Source organism: Chitinophaga jiangningensis, from assembly GCF_900142605.1.
GTDB lineage: Bacteria > Bacteroidota > Bacteroidia > Chitinophagales > Chitinophagaceae > Chitinophaga > Chitinophaga jiangningensis.
Map to the genome: position 1 here is coordinate 133,545 of NZ_FRBL01000003.1, position 23,480 is coordinate 157,024.

Annotated in this window: 15 protein-coding genes; 10 read left to right on the forward strand and 5 right to left on the reverse strand. The window is 40.1% G+C overall.

All coding sequences use genetic code 11. The features are described 5' to 3' along the window. Window positions 1-30: 30 nt before the first annotated feature. The 4 genes from BUB18_RS08125 to BUB18_RS08140 form a co-directional block, all read right to left on the reverse strand. A complete protein-coding gene (locus BUB18_RS08125) occupies window positions 31-8,448 on the reverse strand; it encodes an RHS repeat domain-containing protein (RefSeq protein WP_073079771.1) in 8,418 nt (2,805 codons plus the stop codon). Window positions 8,449-8,458: 10 nt separating this feature from the next. Continuing rightward, entirely contained in the window at window positions 8,459-9,139 is a 681-nt protein-coding gene (locus BUB18_RS08130; protein WP_143159872.1) for a LolA3 family protein, read from the reverse strand. 64 nt (window positions 9,140-9,203) lie between these two features. Continuing rightward, window positions 9,204-10,427 (reverse strand): hypothetical protein, encoded by a 1,224-nt coding sequence (locus BUB18_RS08135; protein ID WP_073079775.1) that lies wholly within the window; start codon window positions 10,425-10,427, stop codon window positions 9,204-9,206. 6 nt (window positions 10,428-10,433) lie between these two features. Then, window positions 10,434-10,961 (reverse strand): DUF5977 domain-containing protein, encoded by a 528-nt coding sequence (locus BUB18_RS08140; protein ID WP_073079776.1) that lies wholly within the window; start codon window positions 10,959-10,961, stop codon window positions 10,434-10,436. A gap of 24 nt (window positions 10,962-10,985) precedes the next feature. On the opposite strand from BUB18_RS08140, the gene BUB18_RS08145 reads away from it, so the two are divergent. From BUB18_RS08145 to BUB18_RS08190, 10 genes are all read left to right on the forward strand, one after another. Next, window positions 10,986-13,445 carry a TraG family conjugative transposon ATPase gene (locus tag BUB18_RS08145; RefSeq protein WP_073079778.1) on the forward strand — a complete coding sequence of 820 codons (2,460 nt, stop codon included), beginning with the start codon at window positions 10,986-10,988 and terminating at the stop codon, window positions 13,443-13,445. Between the two features lies 1 nt (window position 13,446). Further along, entirely contained in the window at window positions 13,447-14,112 is a 666-nt protein-coding gene (locus BUB18_RS08150) for a hypothetical protein (protein WP_073079780.1), read from the forward strand. 10 nt (window positions 14,113-14,122) lie between these two features. Beyond that, window positions 14,123-14,746 carry a hypothetical protein gene (locus BUB18_RS08155; RefSeq protein ID WP_073079782.1) on the forward strand — a complete coding sequence of 208 codons (624 nt, stop codon included), beginning with the start codon at window positions 14,123-14,125 and terminating at the stop codon, window positions 14,744-14,746. Next, complete coding sequence (locus BUB18_RS08160) at window positions 14,743-15,372, forward strand: hypothetical protein (RefSeq protein WP_083549584.1); 630 nt, start codon at window positions 14,743-14,745, stop codon at window positions 15,370-15,372. Before BUB18_RS08155 ends, BUB18_RS08160 begins: the two co-directional genes overlap by 4 nt. Window positions 15,373-15,376: 4 nt before the next feature. Further along, window positions 15,377-16,507 carry a TraJ family protein gene (locus BUB18_RS08165; RefSeq protein ID WP_073079784.1) on the forward strand — a complete coding sequence of 377 codons (1,131 nt, stop codon included), beginning with the start codon at window positions 15,377-15,379 and terminating at the stop codon, window positions 16,505-16,507. 11 nt (window positions 16,508-16,518) lie between these two features. Further along, window positions 16,519-17,139: a conjugative transposon protein TraK gene (gene traK / locus BUB18_RS08170; protein ID WP_073079786.1), complete on the forward strand. Its 621-nt coding sequence runs from the start codon at window positions 16,519-16,521 to the stop codon at window positions 17,137-17,139. Between the two features lie 10 nt (window positions 17,140-17,149). After that, entirely contained in the window at window positions 17,150-18,286 is a 1,137-nt protein-coding gene (traM, locus tag BUB18_RS08175) for a conjugative transposon protein TraM (RefSeq protein WP_073079788.1), read from the forward strand. A gap of 18 nt (window positions 18,287-18,304) precedes the next feature. Further along, window positions 18,305-19,129, forward strand: coding sequence for a DUF4138 domain-containing protein (locus tag BUB18_RS08180; RefSeq protein ID WP_073079790.1), 825 nt, complete (start codon window positions 18,305-18,307; stop codon window positions 19,127-19,129). A 264-nt stretch (window positions 19,130-19,393) separates the two neighbouring features. Then, entirely contained in the window at window positions 19,394-19,798 is a 405-nt protein-coding gene (locus tag BUB18_RS08185; RefSeq protein WP_073079791.1) for a DUF6943 family protein, read from the forward strand. 376 nt (window positions 19,799-20,174) lie between these two features. Next, entirely contained in the window at window positions 20,175-22,154 is a 1,980-nt protein-coding gene (locus BUB18_RS08190) for an AAA family ATPase (protein ID WP_073079793.1), read from the forward strand. Between the two features lie 272 nt (window positions 22,155-22,426). On the opposite strand, the gene BUB18_RS08195 is transcribed toward BUB18_RS08190, so the two are convergent. After that, a complete protein-coding gene (locus BUB18_RS08195) occupies window positions 22,427-23,428 on the reverse strand; it encodes a terpene synthase family protein (RefSeq protein ID WP_073079794.1) in 1,002 nt (333 codons plus the stop codon). Window positions 23,429-23,480: the final 52 nt, after the last annotated feature.

The window sequence follows — 23,480 nt, forward strand, 5'->3', positions numbered from 1 at the left end:
AGAATGGAAAAAATAATAGATATTAAATACCTATTTGACGTCGGCGTCATTGGGGTCCGGATCATTTGGTATTTGCGGTGTTTCCCATGCTGGATGAAATGTGAACGGCAATGGTTTAAAATCGCCTTTAGGCCAAACTCCATAATTTAACATTCTTGGGTATGAAAAATAAATTCTATCATTATCAGTTTCATAATTTGCTGTGACTTGAAACAATTGAATTCCATTTTTAGTTGCATAATTTACAACATCAAGTCCAATTTTAGTATTTGCTGTTGTAACAAAAGTGAAAAGAGCTCTTTTCTCAGAATATCCAGGTGTTTTTTTAATTGCATCTAGCTCTCCCAGAATTTGATAATTACTGTATGATAAATTGATTGTCCCATCGACTGCCTTTACTTCATAAAAGTGGCTATTGGGTAAAACCACAGTCGATATTTGTAAAAATGCAATGTCGAGCCTCTTATAGGTCACAGCAGTGATTCCATCTGGAATTACATCTTTTACCTTTCCACCGGTCTTTTGAAATCTTTCTATTGAAGTGTACTTAACTACATTCTTGGCCATTGCACCTTGTGACTCCAAAGCCAATCCTTCAAAAACCCTACCTACAAACTTATTGAACCTCACTCCCTGCCTATCTCCAGCAAGAGGTCGAGCTATTCTTTGTAATTCAAAAGTCGTTAAAGGGGCAATCGAATCTCCCTGTGGATCATTATATTGAATCGGGCTATTAGAGAATACTACATATGGGCTTATGCTAACATTTGGCTTAGGATCTAAATTCCATCTTCTACCTACCCTTGGATCATACTCCCAGAACATTGCATTGTAGCTGTTGCCTTCTCCTTTGATCTCATCACTCTTTTCCTGTCCGTTAAACCCGTATTTATAATCCCCTCCATTTACTGTCCAATTCCCACTAGTATCCAAACTGCCATTCCTTCCAGGAATCAACATTCCGTAAGCATAATAATCGTGCGCACTTAACACTATCGGTTCATACCGATCTATAAGACTATCATTAGTACTAATAGGTCGCTTACGATCAGACAGCGTAGTGAGAACATTCCCCAGGTGATTACTTAATTCAAAGACCTTGTTTCCTCTATTAAATATACTAATAATTCCATAACCAGCGCCAGTGAGTGAAACTGTGTCGGGAAGGACCCTGTTTTTTACGTTAATACGCTGATTTAATACACCTAATCTACTACTACCATACAGCGATGTTTCTACCTGTGTCATGTCGCCACTGTTAATGGCAATATCTCCAGCTGTATAAATGCTCATGATGTTGCCACTGGCGTCACGTACGTAATATGTCCCTATGCCACCAACATCTTTGCTGACCCGATTTCCCATAGCATCATAAGCATAGGTAATTACGGTGCCATTATTCTTTTTGATACGGGTAATTTTCCCATATACTGACCAGCGTATACTATCGATACCGGCGGCCTCGTCAGAAACCAGGTTGCCAATTGAGTCATATTCGTAGTTCTGTGATGGCTGATCATCAAGGTCGATTGTGTAGTTGCTGTTACCTACAGAGTCTTCCACATGGTTAAGCTGATTCTTACCTGGGTAATACTCATAGGTGAGGTTATCCATAACAAGTGGATTACCTGCCACTGCTGTATTGCCATTTCGCCTGTATGCTGAAATGTTACCATTGGCGTCAAAAGATAGTTCTTCTTTGAGGTCTTCCATGGCTATCGGACTCCAGGTATTAGTGGTGCCATTGAAGCCATTAGTCGCAAGTTTAGCACTAAGTCTGTTTAGTACATCATATTGATAAATGTAGAGTATTGGAGTACCGAATTTTGGCAAATTCACACCCATTGCGGCGATATTACCGTTGAATAAGGGTTTGAACATAGTGGTATTGCTGGCAGCCCCTCTTGCTATCTTATCAGATGATCCAATTGCTACATAGTCACTGTCCCCATAATAATGCAAACTGAATCCAAATGCGTCTTTGGCCGTATAGGTGCCAGATTTGCCATCGTGGCCCATGTCCGAGGCGTTGGCTGAAGAGCCACCATTTACTCCCTTCAGCCATCCCTGTAATGTATATGCATAATCAATGCCTTGTACCTGTTGCTGCCCGATTACACTACGAGCCAGAGGGCCATGTTTGTAATATTGGTAGTAAGCATCCTTTTCCCAATGAAAATCATCCGAGCTGGTTTCCACGTCGGTAATGCGGTTTTCAGCATCGTATCGATATCGATGATAGAACGCATCAATATTTCCTGGCTGATAGCTTACCTTATTCACTTTGCCAGAGATCAGGTCATAATTGTAGGCAATTTTTTTGAATCGGTTAAAGCTACTGTTCATAGCACCGCTCCGGAAATCTTGCAAGAGCGTGTCTACATTGCCATGCGTATCATAACTGTAGGCGGTGGCACGGGAATAGGTGTCCATGTCCACTGCATTGTCGAAATATGACACCCAGGATACCCGATTGCGCAGGTTACGTTGTACCAATGGGGAAGGAGTCCCCAGGTAACCGTAATAGGGCTGATCATAATTTGTTTGGACTATTTGCGTTCTGGAGCTGGCGAAATATTCGAGGTACATGGCTAGCGTGGCTGGATCACGAGTGATATAGTCAAAAAATCCGAATAAAGCTGTGATTTCACCAACTTCATGTACTCTTCCCAGGGAATCATAGGTCGTATAGCTATACATGCTACTTCGGCCCTGTTTTTCATTCCTGGATATTACTAACCTGCCAATTCTATCATAGAAGAAATGGCTCTGGCCTCCATCTGGAGATACCTGGTCAGTAACTTTATTGAGGGAGTTGTAGCGATAGCTTGTTATAAATCCATGTGCTGGCGTAAGATTTGTGCCAGCGGATCTGGCAGCACGTACTTGTTGTAACCAGGTGGCTGTGGTATCCAGCATTACACCGGCAGGAGGAATCGTTTTAGTAAGATTGCCTGCCTGGTCATAATAGTACAGGGTATAATGATATTCCGCCTTTTTGTGGGCGACCGTAAATTGCTCGCTGGCAGCTGCGTTGAGGGCAGACTGTAAATATTTTGAAATGAAATCGACACTGGCAGAATCAATTTTCGCTTTGTAGATTTCGGCGGCTGAATTGACGATATAAAAAGAGCTGTCAGAACAGTTATTGATGGTGTCGATAGCAGCAGGTTCAAACGTAGGTCGTGACTGCCCGCATAACCATGGTCCGGTATAGTAATGGACGTTTGTTATATTACCCGTGCCGGTACCGCAGGTATTATAAGTCGGTGAAACGGCAATACTTGAATCTTTCAAATCCAACCTGCCATATAAACCAACCCCCAACAGGTTAACAATATTGGCAGTATCAACAACAAAACTGTACGTAGGGTAGGATGGAGTGGTAGCAGTAGGTGCGGTAACTGCTGTTTCACAATCTGCTGCTGCAGAATTGTTAAACGTATATATTTGCGCAGCCGAGCCACTGGTACCGAGTGACACAATTTTATTGCCTATTGGTCCTGTCCATTTTGTAAATCCGGAGATGTTAGTGAGCTTTTTACTCCAGGAAAATGTGCCCGTATTACCACTATTATATTTCATAAGGTACACCGGACCAGGGCCATCAGTCCTTTCTAAGCCGAAGAATATCGAACCATCCGATTGCTGGCTGGCAGCAAGCCACCCAAAATCAAAGGTTTCCACTCCTGTAAGTGTTTTCTGTCGGTGTATGACCCCATCCCCACTTACATCTATGATGGTCAAAGGCCCCCTGGTAGCTCCGTTACTGTTGGATAATATAGCACTGATCCGATAGGTGCCATCCGGAAGTTTATCAAACTGATTCATATCCGTTTTAAAGGAAGTATGAATGTAAAATGATGGCAAAAATGCCCCCGTAGTCTTATTCCACCTGAGCAGATGGGGCTGAAATAAAACCTCAGGCGCTTTAACAAGGATCCCTGCTAAAATCAGGGTGTCATTGTCCTCCAGCAATCTGATGGATAAGCAATGGTTAGGCATATTCTTAATACGCTTCCGCCATCTCAAGGTTCCTGCATTACTCATTACGCCCACCATCCATTGAGCTGGGGTTACATCCCCGGGGTAACTCCAATCTCCCATAAATCCATAGTCACCATTTTGTAATTCTATAACCTGCCGGATGAGCTCAACCTGATTACTATTAAATCCTTGTCCCCACTGGACTGTACCAGATTCGTTGAATTTTACCATGGTACCTGCCCCCTTTAATGCTGGAAGACTATCTACAGTAATGGCGCTGCCGCTGAATTCTGAACCGAGGTTCACACCACATGCGACAATATTTCCATCGCTGGCTACCATCACCCGGTAGAAGAAGCCACTGGTCATCCCTTTGGAAGCCACCGTTTTCTGGAATACAGGATTACTATTTCTGTCTACTTTTGAGATAAATGGAACCGTGACACCACTTGCATTGTAGATACTGCCCACAAACACGTATCCGCCATCACCGGTAGGACGTGCATCCCTGATAGTAAGGCCACTGCCATAATTAAAGGAGGCTCTTGTATAATTAGGTTGTGTGACAATAGAGTCAATGAATACGGTTCTTGAGCAGCTATCCAGAAATTGTAGGTAATCGCCTGACTGGAAACTAAATCCCAGCCTGCTATTCATATAGTTAGCATATACCTGGTTATAAATTTGCTGTAATGAGTCAATACCAATACTGTCTGGCAGGATGCCAGGGTAGGTGTGTGCAAAACTATCACTAACTGCTTTTACTGCAGCACACCTGGCGCAAGGTGGTGCTGTATAACATTGGAAAGCTGGAGGTATAACCAGCTCCCTATCTATATACACGCAGGAGCTCTGGCCAGAGCAAGCATTTAGCAAGTCATTCAGCTGTTGTTCTGTCATGCGAAGCTGCTGTGTTCTAAGGAGGTATTGAGAAAACGACTCCCCTGAAAGTTTTGCAAGATCATATGATGACTTAATTTCCCTTATTTTGGTACACTCACATGCTGAAGGAGGTATAGCAGTACGTCTGGTTACCCCTGGCTGTTGTGCATAATAAGGGGCTGGAATAGTAAGGAGTGTAGGGCAGCCGGCAGGTACATTCAGTTCAGGATGTGCGACCTTGAATTTTGTGAGTACATCTTCAAATGAAGAATCACCTAAGATGCTGTTATATGGAACGGAACTCGCTCCCATTGGGTGATCAATGTCGGTGCCAGCTTTACATACAGCAAGGAGCCTGGCCTTGATCTCCGTCCAGTAGGGGGTGTAATTGCAACCTATGAGTTGTTTCATCCAGGTATCCACATAGCTGTTGCAGGCATCATTTTTAAAACTGGCTCCGGCAGAATCGGCAAAGTGTTGTACACTGGTTTGCGTACTGCCAATGTTGATACCGCCAAGGCCATTCCTTACCAATTGGTCCTGTACCGCTGCGAAATGCGAGAACTTACCTTTGGTCAGTAATTGAGTGGGAGTCGGGCTGCAACCTATATTTCGGATGGCCGCATTCATAAGCGAATCACGCCGTTGCAGATACAGTTCCCGGAAGGTCCGCCAAATAGCGTCCTTATCACCAGTGCATAAGCCACTTTTACTGAAAACATTTGATTCTCCCTGGTAAGTAGATAAACAAATATTCTGTGAGCATATGGTAGTGGCTGCGGCCACTGCCCAGATATTGTAATTTGTGGTGCCTTGCTTAATATAAGAAGAGAGGAAGGTATTTACCAATGTAGTGTTACTTCCCATATTTACAAATGGGTCTTTATTAGCACCTACTGGCGTACCATAAGCAGTGCTATAGCTACTATTGGCAGTGGGATTCAGGTAACCTTTGGTAAGTGCTTCCTGGTAGGTGTCAACCGATCGTACATCGTCCTCCCAGCGCTTGCTGTCATCATATTTCCGTGATTCTACATACCTGCAATATTCCGGGTGATAAGGCAGTAGTTGTTGTGCCCATGAGGTTTTGAATTTATTGATGAACTGATCCGGTGATAATTGCTGTGGCAATACCATTCGCTGCATGTCTTCATCATACACCAGGTCAGGCTTTCCTTCTTCATTCAGGTAGGTAATGGAAGGATTCTTATATACTGCGTCCGTTTGCGTTCCCAGTTCAAAAAAGATGGAATATTTGTCGGTGGTGTCTGTATTGTTAGTGTATTGGCCACCAGGGGGAGTCATGTCCTGTAGCATGGCTGCTTTAAGATTGTCGCCCTGGGGAATGCTGTTACAAAGTTTATTGCAATAGTCTATCTGCTGGGTATAGGCGGTTGCAATTTCTGTCCTGTAGGCAGCCGAATCTGCCACATTCAGGCCTGCTCGGTTCATATACGCGACGGTGAATGTTGGGAGGCTCCCGATCTCAGCTTTGCAGGAGCTACAGTCAGGTACACAGCTGGATCCATTAAGTAGAATGCGTTGCTGACGGATAATACTGTCCTGGTTAATACACACACTCCCCGGAAGATATATACTATCGCGATAACGCTTCATTTCAACCTCGTTGATCAGTAGGCTTTTTGTTACCTCATAGTTGCCTCTGGGCAGAAATATGGAAAAGGTATCTGTTACATGAGAAGCGATAGTGTACCTTTTCACAAATGCTTGGTTGCCGGGAAGAAGCAGATTATTTACGTCATCGGTAATCCGAATTTCCAGGTCATATTTTGCCGTATAATTGATTTCATTGTTATTGCAGTCACGGATCTTCAGTACAGGAGGCGTAAGTGCATATTTGAAAGTATAGCGGGTATCTGTTTCAACCAGCAATGACCTGCGAGTAAGTAAGGCATTATTCACAACTTGTGTATTTGATGCACCACTCAGTGTATCCAGCACCGTAGCGGGGTGATTGGATGGCAGACTTTTTAACTGGCTGTTATCATCTGTGCCTGCCAGGGCGGTTGCAACAGTACGGCCATGCATATCGGTGTAAATAACCGATAACTGCCCATTTGCATCCTGCAACATATTTTTGAAATAATGGGATGCGTCTCCGGCTTCCGTGCCGAATAACCGATCTAATTCCTCCTGGCTGGGACTACCATAGTAGTATTTGGTAGCATGAGTACCATTTGTTCTGAATGCTGGACCTACGTTACCCTGCCTGCTGATCCTGCCAGTGTTATCGCTGGTATATATAGTTTCCATGAAAGGATAACCACCTGCATTGGGCAAATTTGTATGTATACTGTCTGTAACAAAAGGACTTTGGGGGGAATAATACTGCGCAGCGCCTGAATTAGTTCCCATGGCAGGTGCTGCGGCATCTATAATGTCGCGTGAAGATATGACAGTATCATACAATGACTTATCATACTCATTTCCGTTAATGTCTGTATTAAATCGTGCCGTATACTGTATGATATTGGAAAGAGTAGGGGCCGGTAATACCTGGATGGCTGGGCGTCCTTGTCTGTCATAGAGCGTTTCCGCAACAATGGTGGTGCCGGTCGTATTGTCCTTCGTAACGGTTTGCCGGTTCAGAAGTCCTCCGTCAAAGTATTTTACAACAGCTTTGCGTTTTCCATCTTCTGCATAGTTGATGGAAGACTGCCAGTTGAGGTTGCGCTGATGACCTCGATAACCCATCGTGGCAACGTTGCCGATAGCATTACTCCACACGGTTTCGAAGCGGGTGTTATCCGCTTTTATAGAAACTGCACGTACCCGCACATACAGGAATCCTCCATTGTCATAGAGTAGTGGGATCGAATAGCTGTTACCAGCAATACTGACGCGGGTAGCGTTGTTATTAAATATTTTTTCATAGTTAAGGGGACTGCCATACCTCCCGCTGGCAATAACTGAGGAATCGATGTATGCCCATTCTACATCATACTCATCCGCGCCTAATACTGCATTCCAGGTAGCTGTTGCCTCATCTGACTCTGGCAGTGGGAGAGAGGCCAACTGAATGTTTTGAACTGCATCCGCAGTCCGGTTCAATTTATACACAGGTCTTACCTGCATTTCATTCTCCAGCAACACTGTTTTCAATACCCGGGGAACGGTTGCGGTGATACTCTGTACTTTTACTGTTACCTGATGCGCATTGCTAAATACGAATCCTGCGTTGTTGGTATAGGCTCTGCCAGTATCATATTTTACCTGTAATTGCTTTGTAACTGATCGAAGTGTGTTATCGCTGCCAATATAACTGATCAGCAGGTCAGCAGTAACGGTATACGGCGTATTGATGTATACGTTACTGTACTCGTTGATCTTTAGCGTCACCGCGTTTTTTAACGGATATTGCCCTTCCAGTTTTCCGATGAGGGTAGCATTAAAATAAACACTATCCTGTACTGTTATTTCGGCATTTGTTACAATTTCATTCAAAGCGCCGTTCAGCACTTTTTTAATACTGGTATAGGATTGCGCTTTCACTGCAATAGGCGTTAGCCAGAATAGCAGTAGAGTAAGGACAGCTGGTGCAGTACATTTAACACGCATAGTACAGGTTTTAAATATTGGGACTAGCAAGAAATACCTGATAGTCGGCATAGTCGGCGGCAGGCTTTATAACATTGGCTTCCCGGGTAAAAAATTGCTTTTCATCAAAAAAGGAATTATCAGGATGCTCCATTTTCACAGCAGTGAACAGCGTTTTTACCATTATGTTCTGTCCAGAGGGAGGTGTGGTTACCTGATTCTCCTGTGTCAAGGGGTTTCTTATTTTGGTGATGACTTCCCGGATCAGGTAAGTGGCTTCGTCGATCGATATTTGCATTTGGAGGCACGGACTATCCGGGGGATAGTCGAAAATGATCGTAGTCTGTTTTTGATGACGTAAGAGCCGGCAAGTGGTTACTCCGGCCTGGTGTAATGCGGCACTAATCTGATCAGAGGGGAGTTGCATTTGCCTACTAAGTGTGGAAGGCCGACCTAGCATCATCAGTTTGTCTTCCTTAAATACAGAGATATTATATGTCTGATTTCTGAAGAAGATAATGTTACCAAGGGTCATGAAACAGTTATTGCCATGGAGTCGCGCGTCGCCCTCCAGAGAGTCAGTTACGGTATTAGGTTGATCCGCGTCGGCGTAGGTATACTTTAAATGAAACGAGATACTGGCAGTGTCATAGGTTTGTTTAACGCGTGCGAGTACCTTACCTGCTTCGTCAATATCCTGTTGTGCAGACACGCTATAGACTGATAAACAGAGCAGAAGAATTAAAAAATATTTGGAGCAATGTGATTTCATGGTATCATGGATTTTCATCTTTAATCAAAGCACTTCTTGTTTCCTGTATAGTTTTGATGCCTCTTTCTGTTTCTTTTTTTACTCTTATCAACGTGCCGTCATCATCATATTCATAAAAGGATGCGAAGTTGTTTTCATCCATCTGCGCCATGAGCCGTAGTGTAACAGGATCGTAGACATACGATTGCATGTTGGCATTAAACGGATGTATTCTTATGTCATCAAAATAAACCGCTGTGTTGCTACTGGCTTGAAATTCCACGGTAAAGAATGTAGCTGCTGCCGGAATTAACACAGATCCTTCTATATGTTGCCAGCCGTCAATGATCTGTCCGGAAGGGGTACAGGTGACATTTGTTGTGCCTGCCCGTAGTATGATGGCTGATTTGGTGTAGCTGGTGCAATTACAATCGGACTGTTCTTTGACCCAGGCACTCACCAACATTCTCTTACCCGGAAATGGTGCAAACGGTGGTATAATTACCTGACTGTTAGCACGGATACTTTGCAGCCCCGTTCCGGAAATGCAGGCCATGGTTTTTCGGTTGATGTTGAAAGAAAAATCTGTGACATCATTTGCGGTTACATTGGCACCTATTGATATTGACTCGGTGGCGGGAATTCGTAGACAATACCGTCCGGAATGGGCTATTGTGTTATCAAATTTTGATTTGTAAGAAAGAAAATCAAACCCTTTACTCACCGGGCATACCGTGTCATAAGCGGCCATGCCGTATCCATAATCCTCAAATCCCTCAAATACTACTTCCCTGTACCGCGCATTTTGAATCACAGCTACGGGTAATTCGTTATCATATCCATATATGCCGGCATTGTACCTCTCCAACGCGTCCTTATTTTCCAGTTCAAACCCTTTCCCATTGAAAATGGTCGATTGCTGATTCCAAAACCAGACTGTTGTATCAGGATCTGCCTGCAGGTGACCAGACTGAAACTTCCAGAACGGTATGAAGGACGAAATGGTGCCTGCAGTCCGGATATTTATATCTGTGGTAGCATTTTGTTCATTTCGGGTGCTATAATATACATATGTTGCCTGTGGACGCCAGTTTCCAGCAATGCCAAGGCTGTAAGGATTTACAGCTGTATCCAGCACGGCACTGTAGCAGGTACCGCTGGTATCAACTTTGCTGATATTGATTTTTTCAATACCATACAAACAGCTGGTGCAGATAATGAGCAGAATTAATGTAATGTATCTTTTCATAAAATATTAATTCACGATTATGTAATCGTCACCTGGTAGTAAAGTAAATGTGACTATAAGAGTTGATACAATAATGCTAGGGTCGGTTTTAGGGGATGATTCTTCCTTATACAGAATGTTATTGAAAAGTAGGTCGCCAGTGCCGGATGATCCTGGAAAAGTACTTTGGGTATTTGATTCATCAACTATTCCTGTCGGGCTGCCGTATTGATAATATACTCGTCTGTCATATTTATTTACATTGACAGTAGTAATTCCACTTGCATCATATGGTATTGTACACGCGGCATCTGCATAATAGCTAACAGACACGTCCTCGAAATAATAATGATGATTTATAATGGTCGTTGACGAGTCATACACTCCGCGGTCCCTATAGGTAAGTTTGGCATAGAACCGACATCTTCCAGACTCATCAGCATACGCCTGGCCCTCTGTTTGTAATCTAATATCTGCCAGTGCATTGGCATCTTCCTTACTTATGTCAGAGGAATCTGCACCTTCAGCAATGGTAAATGGAGTAGGAAGCGCCATTCACTAATTTAAAATCCAAAAGAAATGCGAACTAAATCATTGGAAGATGTATTCCCTATAGCTGCTGTTGAAAATGATTGTTTAATTTCCACCACAGGCAGCATTACTGTTGCATATGAAATACAGTTGCCTGAAGTTTTTACAATGGATAATGCTGATTACGAAGCGATCCATGTATCCACGGTAAGAGCTATACGAAGTTTACCTGCCCATACGGTTCTGCATAAATCCGATTGGTTCTTTCGTAAAGAATTTATGGCCCCCAATAGTGAAAATTCCACGGTCTTAAGCTGCGCCAGTGATATGCATTTTAATGAACGTCCTTATTTTGATCATAAGTGCTACCTATTTATTAGTTCAATCCCTGGTAAGGGATGTCTTCGCAGTCCAATACTGTCTTCCCTGATTACAGGAAGCATTATGCCATCAAAAGTTTTGGAAGACAAAACTGTTACGAGTTGGGTAGACCAGGTGCAACAATTTGCCAGTATATTGCAAGAAGGTGATTATCTCAAACTTCGTAAACTAACAGCAGAGGAACTTGTTGGTTCCGAATCGAAAGCTGGTATCATTGAACAATACAGCTTTTTACTCCCTAGCGAGAAAGAATATGGTTTAAGCGACATTCAGCTTAACCCATTAAAAATAGGGGACAGACAGGTTGTAATTTATTCAATCGCCGACGCCGGTGATCTTCCTAGGTTTTGCGGTCCCAAGATTACCTACGACCGATATAGTACTGATAAAACCAAATTCTCGATTTCATTTTCAGCTGGACTGAATGTATTACTACTCTGCAATCACATTTATAACCAGTATATAATAGTTGGAGATTCTGCTGAGGTCCTTTCTAAATTAGAGAAGAAGCGATTGCGTCTCCAATCACTATCTGCCTATTCCCGTGAAAACACAATTTCTAAAGATGCTACTAATAACTTCCTCAACGAGGCAATAGGTAAAGGCAGGCTTCCTGTAAAGGCACATTTCAACATAATTGCATGGGCGGATGAAGTATCCACAATTCGGGAAGTGAAGAATGCGGTGGCTTCCGCCATAGCTAGTTTAAACGCCGCTCCTCGGGAAGAAACAGCTGCACCTGCTTTTTTATATTGGGCTGGTATACCTGGTAATGGTGCTGAGATTCCATCAACAGCTGTATTTGATACCTTTGCCGAACAAGCTTCTTGTTTTCTAAATACTGAAACAAATTACCGAACTTCAATATCCACCAACGGTATTAGGCTTACTGACCGAATATCCGGACTTCCACTACAAGTCGACTTATTCCATCTACCTTTTCAAAAAAACATTATTCAAAATAGGAATATTTTCTGCCTTGGACCCTCCGGATCTGGAAAGAGCTTTGCAACAAACCATATCCTTCGGTCCGCATGGGAGGCAGGAGCTCACATTGTAGTGGTGGACGTTGGTCATAGCTATCGAGGGTTGTGTGAATTGGCTGGTGGATATTATTTTACTTTTTCCGAAAAAGATCCAATAAGATTCAATCCGTTCTTCTTGGGAGAAGCGAGTCTGCATGTGGAAAAGAGGGAGTCTATCAAGTCTTTATTATTAGCTCTGTGGAAGAAGGATGATGAGTCATATACCAGGAGCGAATATATATCACTATCCAATGCACTAACGGGATATTATAATTATCTCCCAGACCATCCAGACTTATTTCCATGCTTCAATTCCTTTTATGACTATTTACAAACAGATTTCCTTCACAACATTAGGGAGCAAGCAGTAAAATTGAAAGATTTTGATATTGATAACTTTTTATATGTACTACGGCCGTATTATTTGGGTGGAGAGTATGACTACCTACTCAATTCGAGGGAAAATCTTGACTTACTGGATACGCGGTTTATAGTTTTTGAATTGGATAATATTCAAAATAATGCCATTCTCTTTAGCGTGACTACTCTTATCCTCACAGAGCTTTTCATCAGCAAAATGCGGTTACTGCCAGGTATACATAAAGTTATCTTGATTGAGGAGGCATGGAAAGCCATTGCAAAGGCGGGGATGGCAGAATATCTACGCTATCTTTTCAAAACAGTACGCAAATTTTACGGGACCGCAGCTGTTGTGACGCAGGAAGTTAACGATATAATATCCAGTCCAATTATTAAAGATACCATTATTGCAAGTTCTGATATTAGGATACTGCTTGATCAAAGTAAGTACCAGAATAAATTTCAGGATATTCAGAACCTCTTGGGGCTTACAGATAAGGAGGTTAGCCTGATTATGAGTATGAATAAGAATAACGATCCTCGTTATAAATATAAAGAAATATTTATTGGCTTGGGTGCGCATAGTAAAGTTTATAGAACAGAAGTGTCGTTGGAGGAGTACTTATGCTACACTACAGAGGAAAAAGAGAAAGTAAAAGTTCAGGCTTATGCTGCTAAATATGGTTCCATTAAACGTGGGATAGCTATGCTAGCGAAGGATATACGGGATAAATCCATATAGTATGAAGAGTATAGTAATTTTCATTTTTCTGCTTACACCGGCCGTAATTCTACCAACGCAGCATTCCCATGCTGTTATTTGGGTGGTTGTCAAAGCTGCACTTAAAAAGGTAATACGCGCTATGGATTTACAGGTGCAGCGACTACAGAATAAAACTATTGTGTTGCAGAATACGCAGAAAATGTTGGAAAACACTTTGTCTAAACTGAAACTCACTGAGATCTCGGAGTGGGCAGAAAAGCAAAAATCCCTTTACCAAGGTTACTTTGATGAGTTGAAAAAGGTAAAGATGGTCATTCTGTACTATCAGAAAGTATCTGAGATAATCCGACAACAGAAGCAAGTTGTTGGAGACTGTCGATCTGCGATGGTTAACTTTCGATCTGCGAAATATCTTACGTCGGCTCAGTTACTATTTCTGGAGCAGGCCTTCTCAAATATAATTAAGAAAAGCCTGGATAACGCTGAGTCGCTTACAGAGGTGCTGACATCATTTACCGTTGAGATGACCGATGCTCAAAGGTTAGCAATAATTGATAAAAGCGCCGAAAGGGTAGATTCTCTGGTTCAATCAACGCACTCGCTGAATAGCCAAATAATATTTATGCTAAATAGGATAAATGCTGAATATAGAGACCTGAATCAAACGAAATCATTATATCGTTAAAAGTTGGATTATGAAATTTGCTATCTTATTTACTTGGGCCATTCTTTTCTGTTGTAATAAAACTTTAGGACAGTTATCGCAGGAATGGTTTAATCAAAAGCAGACACAAAGGAAATACCTTGCTATTCAAATTGCTAATCTTCAGATGTATCTTAACTATATTAAGACCGGTTACCGTACTGCAAATTTTGGCCTGAATACCATCCATACTATCAAATCTGGCGATTATTCCCTTCATGATAATTTTTTCACCAATCAACAGAAAGTTGAATTAATCAAACCGGAACGTTTCCAGTTCACCTGCGTATCATGTTTTCAAAACAAATTTGACTCTTTAAATAGTGTCCTACGAAAAATGAAGGTTTCCGGTACACCTGCAATGGCCAGTAAAATTTTCCACCACTTGTTAACTACTTATCAGACAGATATCTCTGCATGGACTACTCTGCTTCACAGGGATAGCTTAACTATGCTACCTGGTCAGCGTGTGATATTATTAAAGGAGGCCCAAGATAAGGTACGTGGAGCAGGAATAAAAATTGACAAATTTCTCTTCTATTTAGAAGATTACATTAGGATGTATTATAGGGATAAAAAGGATGTGCGGCAATTCAAAAAATTATTTGGCTCATGATTCGAAAGGCTGTTATTATGTTGTGTTTCCTGATGGCAATGTTGGTTGCTAATGCATATTGTCAGGCCGATGAGCTAGCGCAATTAGGACTCAATATTCAAAAGTTAAATCAATTTAGGAAAATTTTGTCTGAAATGAAGAAGGGTTATACCGTCTTGAGTAAAGGGTATAATCTGGTTCGTGATGTTTCCAAGAGGAATTTCTCCATTCACCAGATATTTTTGGATAATCTATATAAGGTGTCTCCAGTTGTTTATAAATATCATCGCGTTCACGAAATTATACAATTGCAAACACAGACTTTACAGCGGTATAGGAGCAATTTGAGATTTTTCCGTGCTGCTTCTATCAGTGATTCAGAGTTTCGCACATTCCAGACAATCCAAAATAATTATCTCAAACAATTAACCCAGGAGTTAGAGGAATTACTAATGGTCCTCACGGCAGGGAAGCTCCGCATGAATGATGCCGAAAGATTAGAGACTATAGATCGACTATATATAAGGGTGAGTGGACAGGCCGAGAAAATGTTGAGGTTACAAAAAAATGCTCAAAGCTTGTATGGGCAAATGAATAAACAATCACTGGATATTATGGATTTAAGAAGTAATATTCTCCATAGATAGAATTATGAGAAAGACAATTATGCTTGTTGCTGCTTGTATGGTTCCCATCTTAAGTATGGCGCAAACTGGAAATTCAGAAGCTGCAAGCTTACGTGATATTCTGAAGGGTGTCTACGATGATATGATTCCTCTTGCAGATAAAATCATAACGGTTGCCAGGGCAATTGGACTATTCGGAGCCTTGTTGTATATAGGTGTACGAGTTGGTAAATCTATAGCAACAGCTGAAAGTATTGACTTTTTTTCTCTGCTCCGACCATTTGTCCTCATACTTTTAATTGGTATTTATCCTCAATTTATAGCAGTCATTAACGGTATATTAGAGCCCGCTACCCAAGCTACTGCTGCTTTGGTCCAAAATTCGGATGAAGCTGTTAAAAATTTGCTGGATGCGGAATTAAAAATGAAGACGGATGCGCAATATGGTCCATTGCCTCCTCCAGATGGTGTTGATATTGAGGATTGGCATATTGCAATGGATGCGCAATCAGAGGTAGAAAATGGCTTCTGGAACTTTTTGTGGGGAAAGATGGAGGGTACCATTACCTATTATATTAAACTTGCTATCGCTAAGATACTTCAAATACTTTTTTTTGCTGCTGCATTGGTGATAGATGCTTTGCGAACTTTTCACCTCATTATTTTGGTTATTTTAGGACCATTTGTACTTGCGTTATCTATTTATGATGGGTTCCAACATACCTTATCCGTATGGTTAGCTCGATATGTAAGTATATACCTTTGGCTAGCAGTGGCAAACCTTTGTGGGGCTGTGATCTCACATATACAGAAGGGTATGATCCAAGCCGATATTGATTCGTTATCTACGGGTACGAACAATGCACAATATCAAATAACGAGTTTAACCTACCTAATTTTCCTGATTATCGGCATTATGTGTTACTTAGTTGTTCCTTCGATTTCTTCTTACATCGTCCATGCCAGCGGAGGAAATGCCCTAATGACAAAATTGACTAAGATGGCAGGTGGGGTGGTTTCAGGAGGAGCCGGTGTAATGGCTACTTCAGCCGCCGGCAGTATGGTTGCAGATATGCCAGGAAGGGATATTATGAACTATCCTATGGCCGATGCCGTGAATTCAGAGAAGTACATTAAGGATAAAATATCTGGATAAAAAGTTAGGCTATGTTTAACCATTTACGAAATATAGATACGGCTTTCAAGCATATCCGTCTTTTTTCTATATTTTTTTTAGTTGGCAATATTGGTATATCATGCTTTGTGATATTCTATTCTCAGGAAAAAATAGCAGCAGAAAGGAGAAAGGTAATGGTCCTCATTAATGGAAAGCTCTTTCAGGCGGCATCAGAAGATCGATCCATATACTTGGATGTTGAAATACGTGATCACGTTAAAAATTTTCATAGGTTATTCTTTACACTTGTTCCAGACGAGCAGGCTATAAAAAACACTGTGTCGCAGGCGCTTTATCTATGTGATGCCAGTGCAAAGCAGCAATATGATAATTTGAAAGAGGCAAATTACTATGATGGTGTTGTGTCTGCAAATATAAATCAAAATATTTCGAGTGATAGCATTATAGTAAATATATCCAACAGAATGATCAGTTTCTACTATTATGGTAAAATACAGATTGTCCGCTCCTCCTCCAAAACAACACGGTCGATTATTACGACAGGACATGTTCGCATAATGGATCAAAAATCAGATAATAATCCTCATGGATTTATGATAGAGTCCTGGAAGATTCTTGCTAATAATGATATTGATTTTACTTCACGCTAAAATTTGTTTTATGAATTTCAGATTCTTTCACCATATGGATTTTAAGAAGTTTAAGTCGATTTTAATAATTGGAGTATTTCTGCTCACAGTTATTCTTTATTACCTGTTCACTTATTTTAATGAAACCTGTCTGCCTGCTAAACAAGATTTGGCTGCTCTTAATTCAACTCTCCCTAATCCAGCATTGGAAGTAAAAGAGCGGACAAAACTTGAATTGTATATACAGGCAATGCAGGATAGCTTACGTAAGCGCAATTCTTCGAGCCTGCAAATTGAACGTTCGATCGCAACTCAATCTACTATTGATACACAGTCAAATATTCCCAATAATGATCCTGCTGAACGTGCCGAGGCTTTGCTGAATAGCCTCTCGCATACTGTTGCTATTGCTGAAGCTGGCCATGAGCGAGAAATAAAGATTAATGCAATTAAGCAGGAGGATGAAAATTCTCTGCAAAGTTTGCAGCATCTACTGGATAATCAGAAAACCCCGCAATCTGAGGATCCGGAGCTTAGGCGATTGGATGGTATGCTTGATAAAATCATTGAGATTCAGAACCCTGGTCGAGATAAGGATAATATAACTGCACCGGATTCTTTAAGTCACGAGCTTATGACCCTGCCAACTGCATTGACAGCATCAGATGGCTTTCTGGGTGTATCGAGTTTTAATTTTGAAGACCATGAAATTGGTTCTATTGCTGCTGAGGTGCAAGGTGATCAAGTAATCAAACAAAATGGGGTAGTCAGGTTTCGCCTGCTTCAGGATGTACGGGTAAAAAATCACCATATACCAGAAAATACTTTTATATATGGTGTCGCCATGGTAAGTAATGAGCGCCTGAGTATTCAGATTAAGCGGATACTACTAAATAATACTATTATTCCGGTCAGTCTGACGGTATACGATGCTGACGCTATACCGGGTATCAATATCCCTGGAGCTATTGCACGAGATGTATCAAAAGAGAATTTGGCTCAGGCTATATCTGGATTAGACATAGGTTCATCAACTCCTGAAATAGGGCCACAGGCGGCTAGCATTGGTATTTCTGCCGCTAAAAGTTTCATCGGAAAAAAAACTAAATCAATTAGTGTTCGAATAAAGTCAGGATATAAGGTATTTCTTGAAAATAACCAGATGTAAACCATAAAATTGTGAAGTATGCGTAGTGTTTTATTTTTTTCATTTATTCTCGGTTGTTTCTTATCAGCAAACGGACAGGTAGCTAGTAATACTATTTCGTGTGAAGTAAGTGATCGGGAAACCACAGTTATACTTTTTCCTGTTGCCATCAAAAATATTGACCGTGGCAGTTCAGATATAAAGGTGGCCATTCAACCAGGGGCTGATCATATAGTGAAATTGAAGGCTGAACATCCATATGCAACTCCAACAAGTATGCATATATTTGCCGACAATGGGAGAGTGTATACAATGAAGGTAGTTTTTTCGAGTAGTATTAAGGAGTATACCCTGGACTACTCAAAAGATACTGTCAGTTATTCTATTATCAATAACCTGCCAGTAAATCGGTCTAATGGGCAGCCAGCCCTGTCAGAAAGTCTACAGAGAAAAATCTCCACAATTACCCTGGCAAAACCATTTTTACGTAAATCTCGGACAGCGTTCAAAATGAAACTGCAATTAAATACTATCCACTATGATGATGAGAACTTGTACTTCAGTTGTACATTATCAAATAACTCTAATCTCCCATACGAGCTAAACTTTGCCCATATGGCCATTTCAGACCTTCGTGTAGTTAAAAGGTCGGCTATTCAAGAGGTTGAGGAGATACCTATATATTTTTCTCCAATAGGACTTATACCTGGAAATGCTAGCCAAAAGCTCGTTTTTGTATTGAAAAGGTTTAGTATACCCAATCAAAAGAAATTTTTATTGGAGTTGTATGAAAAGGGTGGGGGACGAAACCTACAGTTAACCTTGTCTAATCGTGTCCTATTCAAAGCCAAACCTATATACTAAATAGGCTGGAATCATGTACGCATCGGCTCAGATAACTGTTGTGTAGGTGAATGTAGCATCCGTGTATGAAACAGTAAAATCTCCACGTGCCATAAAAAGGCGGGGTCCGACATCCGAATACCTACACGCTCGATTGCGTGTAGGTATTCGGATGTCCCCATTTATAGCGCGGAGATTTTACTGTTTCATACACGGCTGCTTTCTTTTGTGCCTACACAACAGTTATCTATCACCGCTGCCCGGCAGCATTAAAACATTAAGAATATGGAAAGTTTTAAATTAAAAACGTTTAATCCTAAAAAGCCCAGTGAAAATGTAGCCTTCTATTGCTTGATGAAAGGCGCAAATGCAGGTAAGCCTACTTATAAATCCAGGGATTATTGTTATGAATTTATTTGTGAACCAGATCGTGCAGTTTTTTACTATTCTGTCGTGAAACTAATGTGGGAGGTGGGTATATATAGGCTATATACAACCGGTTGGTCTTTCAAAACAATTTCGATTAAATATCTAACCTGTGTATTGGAATCGACGCTTGTCGCTCATCAGTATATTTCGGACTACCTTGGAAATTTCTATTTTCTACAAGGGAAGCCTTTGGTGGATAAGGAGAAGATTTTACTTCATAAAATGTTTATAAGGCTCATTGAGTTGGAAAAAGTGACCTGATGAAAATAGAATTAATGGAGTACGAAACTTAGTTTAGGTATTCTTTATTAGCCAACAACTTTATTACTTTTGTTAGCTATGATTCTTTGGCTTATTTTAGGTGGATAGATTATATACTCGACAAGCTACAAGATAACTTTAGCATTATGTTATAATACTTCAATTTGTGGAAGGATCCTAACCCAATTGGAGATATTGCAAGATTGTTAATAATCAAGTTACTTTCAATTTAAGTCTCCAGGAACATAACATACGTGTTACCTTTATTATTTTTTATCTTCATGGAAATTGGGTCCATATGACAAAAGGATACAAATGGTCCTTTTGTATCGCAAGCTATTAATCTATAATTATATATACTGGAATCGCTTACATCATGAAAATAGTCTTTAAAGGTAAATATAAATCATTAACAGACTTTGAAGCAGAAGCATTGCCCAAGTTTGTCGTTTTGATTGGAAAAAATGGAACAGGTAAGTCTCAATTTCTTAGATTGATGAATGAGGCATCTTACTTTAATATGGGACAAGTAAAGGACTATACTACAGGTAGTATTCTGCCGGGTACTATTCTTTCTGTGACCCCTGCACCTCTTAATATCCAAATTGAGAACCTTGAATTATTTCAGAGTGAGAGTCCTAAACAGGAAATCTTATCCGCCCACATGAATCAGAATGTAAATACATTTTTTAGTCTGGGACCAATTTATTTGAAGTTTTTAGAAACTGCAATCCCAAATGGATTAGATATTAACACACTTACACCTGAAATTAATTTAATCGATTTTTTGAAAGATGGAACTATAGCGGAGAAAGAAAACCAAATTAGGCAATTGGACTACTTATTTAATCCCCAGATTGGCTCTCATCCCCTTGGAATCAAAGCAATTCAGAAAATTTTAATCAGTCGTGATTCCATAAGGATGGGACTTGAAGTGGCTGCATTTAAAGGTAAATCATTATCTGAACTGGTTCAAAATGATTTTTATTCCACTCCTTTGAGTGAAGCTGTATTTGCAAATTACTTTTTATATCCTCAGCAACTTGAAAGTTTGTTTTTCGGTTATGCTAGAAAATGGTTGTATAATTCAATTGAATATTTACATAAAAAAAATGAGAGAGGTGCGCTTTCTCCAGATGCGTTTAGCGAGAAATTTAAAGCACCGTGGCTAATTATTAATGATATCCTTTGTGATAATGATTTGCCGATTAGAGTTTCCGAAATTAACCTGATTGACTTCAGACCTGAAACTATTATTGATTTTTATTTTTACAATGCAATAACCAATGAAAGAATTTTGGTGCAAGATTTTTCATCAGGAGAAAGAATAATCGTCGGTTTAATAGTAAGATTATTTATGTCAAACAATTATTCAGAGAATCTAACTTTTCCCGATCTGCTCCTTCTTGATGAACCAGATGCGCACTTGCACCCTCAAATGACATCAATACTTTTGCGGGTTTTATATGAAACCTTTGCAAAGAAATTTGGAATTGCAGTTATAATGTCAACTCATAGCATTGCCACAATAGCATTAGCAGAAGAAGAAAGTATTTATCAGATCCAGAACATCCCAAAGACAAACATTGTAAAAGTTAGCAAGGATGAGGCATTAGGACATTTAACGCACGAGCTTCCTATGCTTAGTATTGACTATAAGCGCCACAAACAAATATTTGTAGAAAGCCCATCGGATCAAAAGTATTACCAAAATATATTTAATAAATATCGAACTGAATTTAAGCCGCCAGCTAATCTTTACTTTATTACTACCGGATATGGGAAGACTAATTGTGATTCGGTAATAAAAATCACAAATGAAATTAGAGCATCTGGTAATAGAACCTCATTTGGTATTGTTGACTGGGATGCAAAAAAAAATCCTACGCAAGAAATTTATGTTCATGGGCATCTAGCAAGATATTCAATTGAGAATTTCATACTTGATCCCATTTATCTCGTTGCTTTATTTGTTTCTAAGAATCAAGCGGATGGTGTAAGTGAACTTGGGTTTTCTTCCATTTCCAATCCGTATAATATTGGACAAGATACTGAAGTTGATTTGCAAAGATACGCTGACTGGGTTGTAAAGCGTCTCACTACCAAATTTAAGGAATTTAATACATCTGAAAAGGTAACGGTTTCCTATGCTAATGGTAAAAAAATTGATTTGCCAAGCTTTTATTTACAGATTAAGGGACATGATCTTCAGACAAAGTTGAAAGTTGTTTTTAAGTCCTTAAGTAATTATAATGATACAGATCTTTTGAATGATATGTCTGATGTAGTTGCTAAGTGTTATCCATTTGTACCAATCGAGTCCTATAATTTGATTCGGGATTTGACAAATTCATGATTAATAAATTGAATTTGATGAACAAAAAGCTGGTTTTATTGTGTTGTCTTCCCAATAACTACGCGTTGAAAACAAAAGTTAAGTTTTGCAGTTAGATACTATTTCAAATTTAATTTGTTCGGCTAAAAAGGCTAACTGAAACAACTAAAAGAGAATTTTTGAAATAGACGATTTTTCGTTACTCATTTTTATGTGCTTATACTTTACTATTCAGAATTTTGTTTGTATGGTGCCAGCAATACTCCTGGCACCATCATGAACTTCTTAATTAATTATGATTGAATAATCCCTCTTGGCACGTTGTCGTAAATGTGTGGGTATCGCGTTGATATTTTAGTAGACCAAAAAACATTTCCCGATATCAAATACTTTAACGCCATTATTTGTTTATGTAATTCCTCGCGAAATGCTGGATACCGATTCATTAACTCTAATGAATTTGCGATAAATAGGTTCATTTCATCATCGTGGAATTTTGCAGCTGCTGTTATACCATTCTCAATAGTCAAATTGTAGAATTTCATGAGTACTGTAACGAGGTTGAAGTCTGCTCCTGATGTGGATTGTTCTAGTTCTTTTCCTAAAGAAAATAGATCATTTGAATAACAAATGACATTTCGTGCATTGATTATCATATTTTTATAAATCTGATCGCTTTTAACTTGACCAGGTAATTGGCAAGCTGCCATTAATGGCATAGAGTCTGTTGCTAAGTGTGCTGCGCCTAAATACTGGCGCATTTCAATATAGGATTTGAGGGTTGGCGCATCCCCTGCTAAAGCTGTACTAAGTTGCCACTTACCTCCTAAAAACATATCTCGTATGTTTTCGATAAAAATTGTTAACCAGGTAGCAGTACCAATTGAACTAAGTCGTTTCCATATATCCGAAAAAGCTATTAGCATGTTATCATTACAGTCATTTGATAGACCCTCTGTCAGAATGGAAAAGTACTTGTCAGCCAGATGCTGCATGGCAGCCATAGAATTAATCATGGTTGTTTCATCCAGGTCGTCATCCAATAGAAAGAGATAAGTGTTCAAATCGCACCAAACAAATAATGCCTCTTCGGTAGCAAACGGATAACTAGAGACTATCATTGAGGCAAATTTCTGTCTGGTATAGAATTGCTCATGTTCGGGCGACTTAATCAAACTAAACTTTCTTAGCCATAATCTGGTGTGAGTTTCAACTTTTTCAGCCAAGAGTGCATTTTCATACGGAATGAATGGGCAATGCAATTTTGGAATCGCATACAATTTAAACTGTGGCATAGTGAAATGTCTTAGGTTAGGAAATAGTGCTGTAATTAGTCTAATGTTAATT

What these genes read in the sequence shown, in the direction of transcription:
- BUB18_RS08125 (WP_073079771.1), bottom strand. Translation starts at nt 8,448, where the DNA reads ATGCGTGTTAAATGTACTGCACCAGCTGTCCTTACTCTACTGCTATTC.
- BUB18_RS08135 (WP_073079775.1), bottom strand. Translation starts at nt 10,427, where the DNA reads ATGAAAAGATACATTACATTAATTCTGCTCATTATCTGCACCAGCTGT.
- BUB18_RS08140 (WP_073079776.1), bottom strand. Translation starts at nt 10,961, where the DNA reads ATGGCGCTTCCTACTCCATTTACCATTGCTGAAGGTGCAGATTCCTCT.
- BUB18_RS08145 (WP_073079778.1), top strand. Translation starts at nt 10,986, where the DNA reads ATGCGAACTAAATCATTGGAAGATGTATTCCCTATAGCTGCTGTTGAA.
- BUB18_RS08150 (WP_073079780.1), top strand. Translation starts at nt 13,447, where the DNA reads ATGAAGAGTATAGTAATTTTCATTTTTCTGCTTACACCGGCCGTAATT.
- BUB18_RS08155 (WP_073079782.1), top strand. Translation starts at nt 14,123, where the DNA reads ATGAAATTTGCTATCTTATTTACTTGGGCCATTCTTTTCTGTTGTAAT.
- BUB18_RS08160 (WP_083549584.1), top strand. Translation starts at nt 14,743, where the DNA reads ATGATTCGAAAGGCTGTTATTATGTTGTGTTTCCTGATGGCAATGTTG.
- BUB18_RS08165 (WP_073079784.1), top strand. Translation starts at nt 15,377, where the DNA reads ATGAGAAAGACAATTATGCTTGTTGCTGCTTGTATGGTTCCCATCTTA.
- traK (WP_073079786.1), top strand. Translation starts at nt 16,519, where the DNA reads ATGTTTAACCATTTACGAAATATAGATACGGCTTTCAAGCATATCCGT.
- traM (WP_073079788.1), top strand. Translation starts at nt 17,150, where the DNA reads ATGAATTTCAGATTCTTTCACCATATGGATTTTAAGAAGTTTAAGTCG.
- BUB18_RS08180 (WP_073079790.1), top strand. Translation starts at nt 18,305, where the DNA reads ATGCGTAGTGTTTTATTTTTTTCATTTATTCTCGGTTGTTTCTTATCA.
- BUB18_RS08185 (WP_073079791.1), top strand. Translation starts at nt 19,394, where the DNA reads ATGGAAAGTTTTAAATTAAAAACGTTTAATCCTAAAAAGCCCAGTGAA.
- BUB18_RS08190 (WP_073079793.1), top strand. Translation starts at nt 20,175, where the DNA reads ATGAAAATAGTCTTTAAAGGTAAATATAAATCATTAACAGACTTTGAA.
- BUB18_RS08195 (WP_073079794.1), bottom strand. Translation starts at nt 23,428, where the DNA reads ATGCCACAGTTTAAATTGTATGCGATTCCAAAATTGCATTGCCCATTC.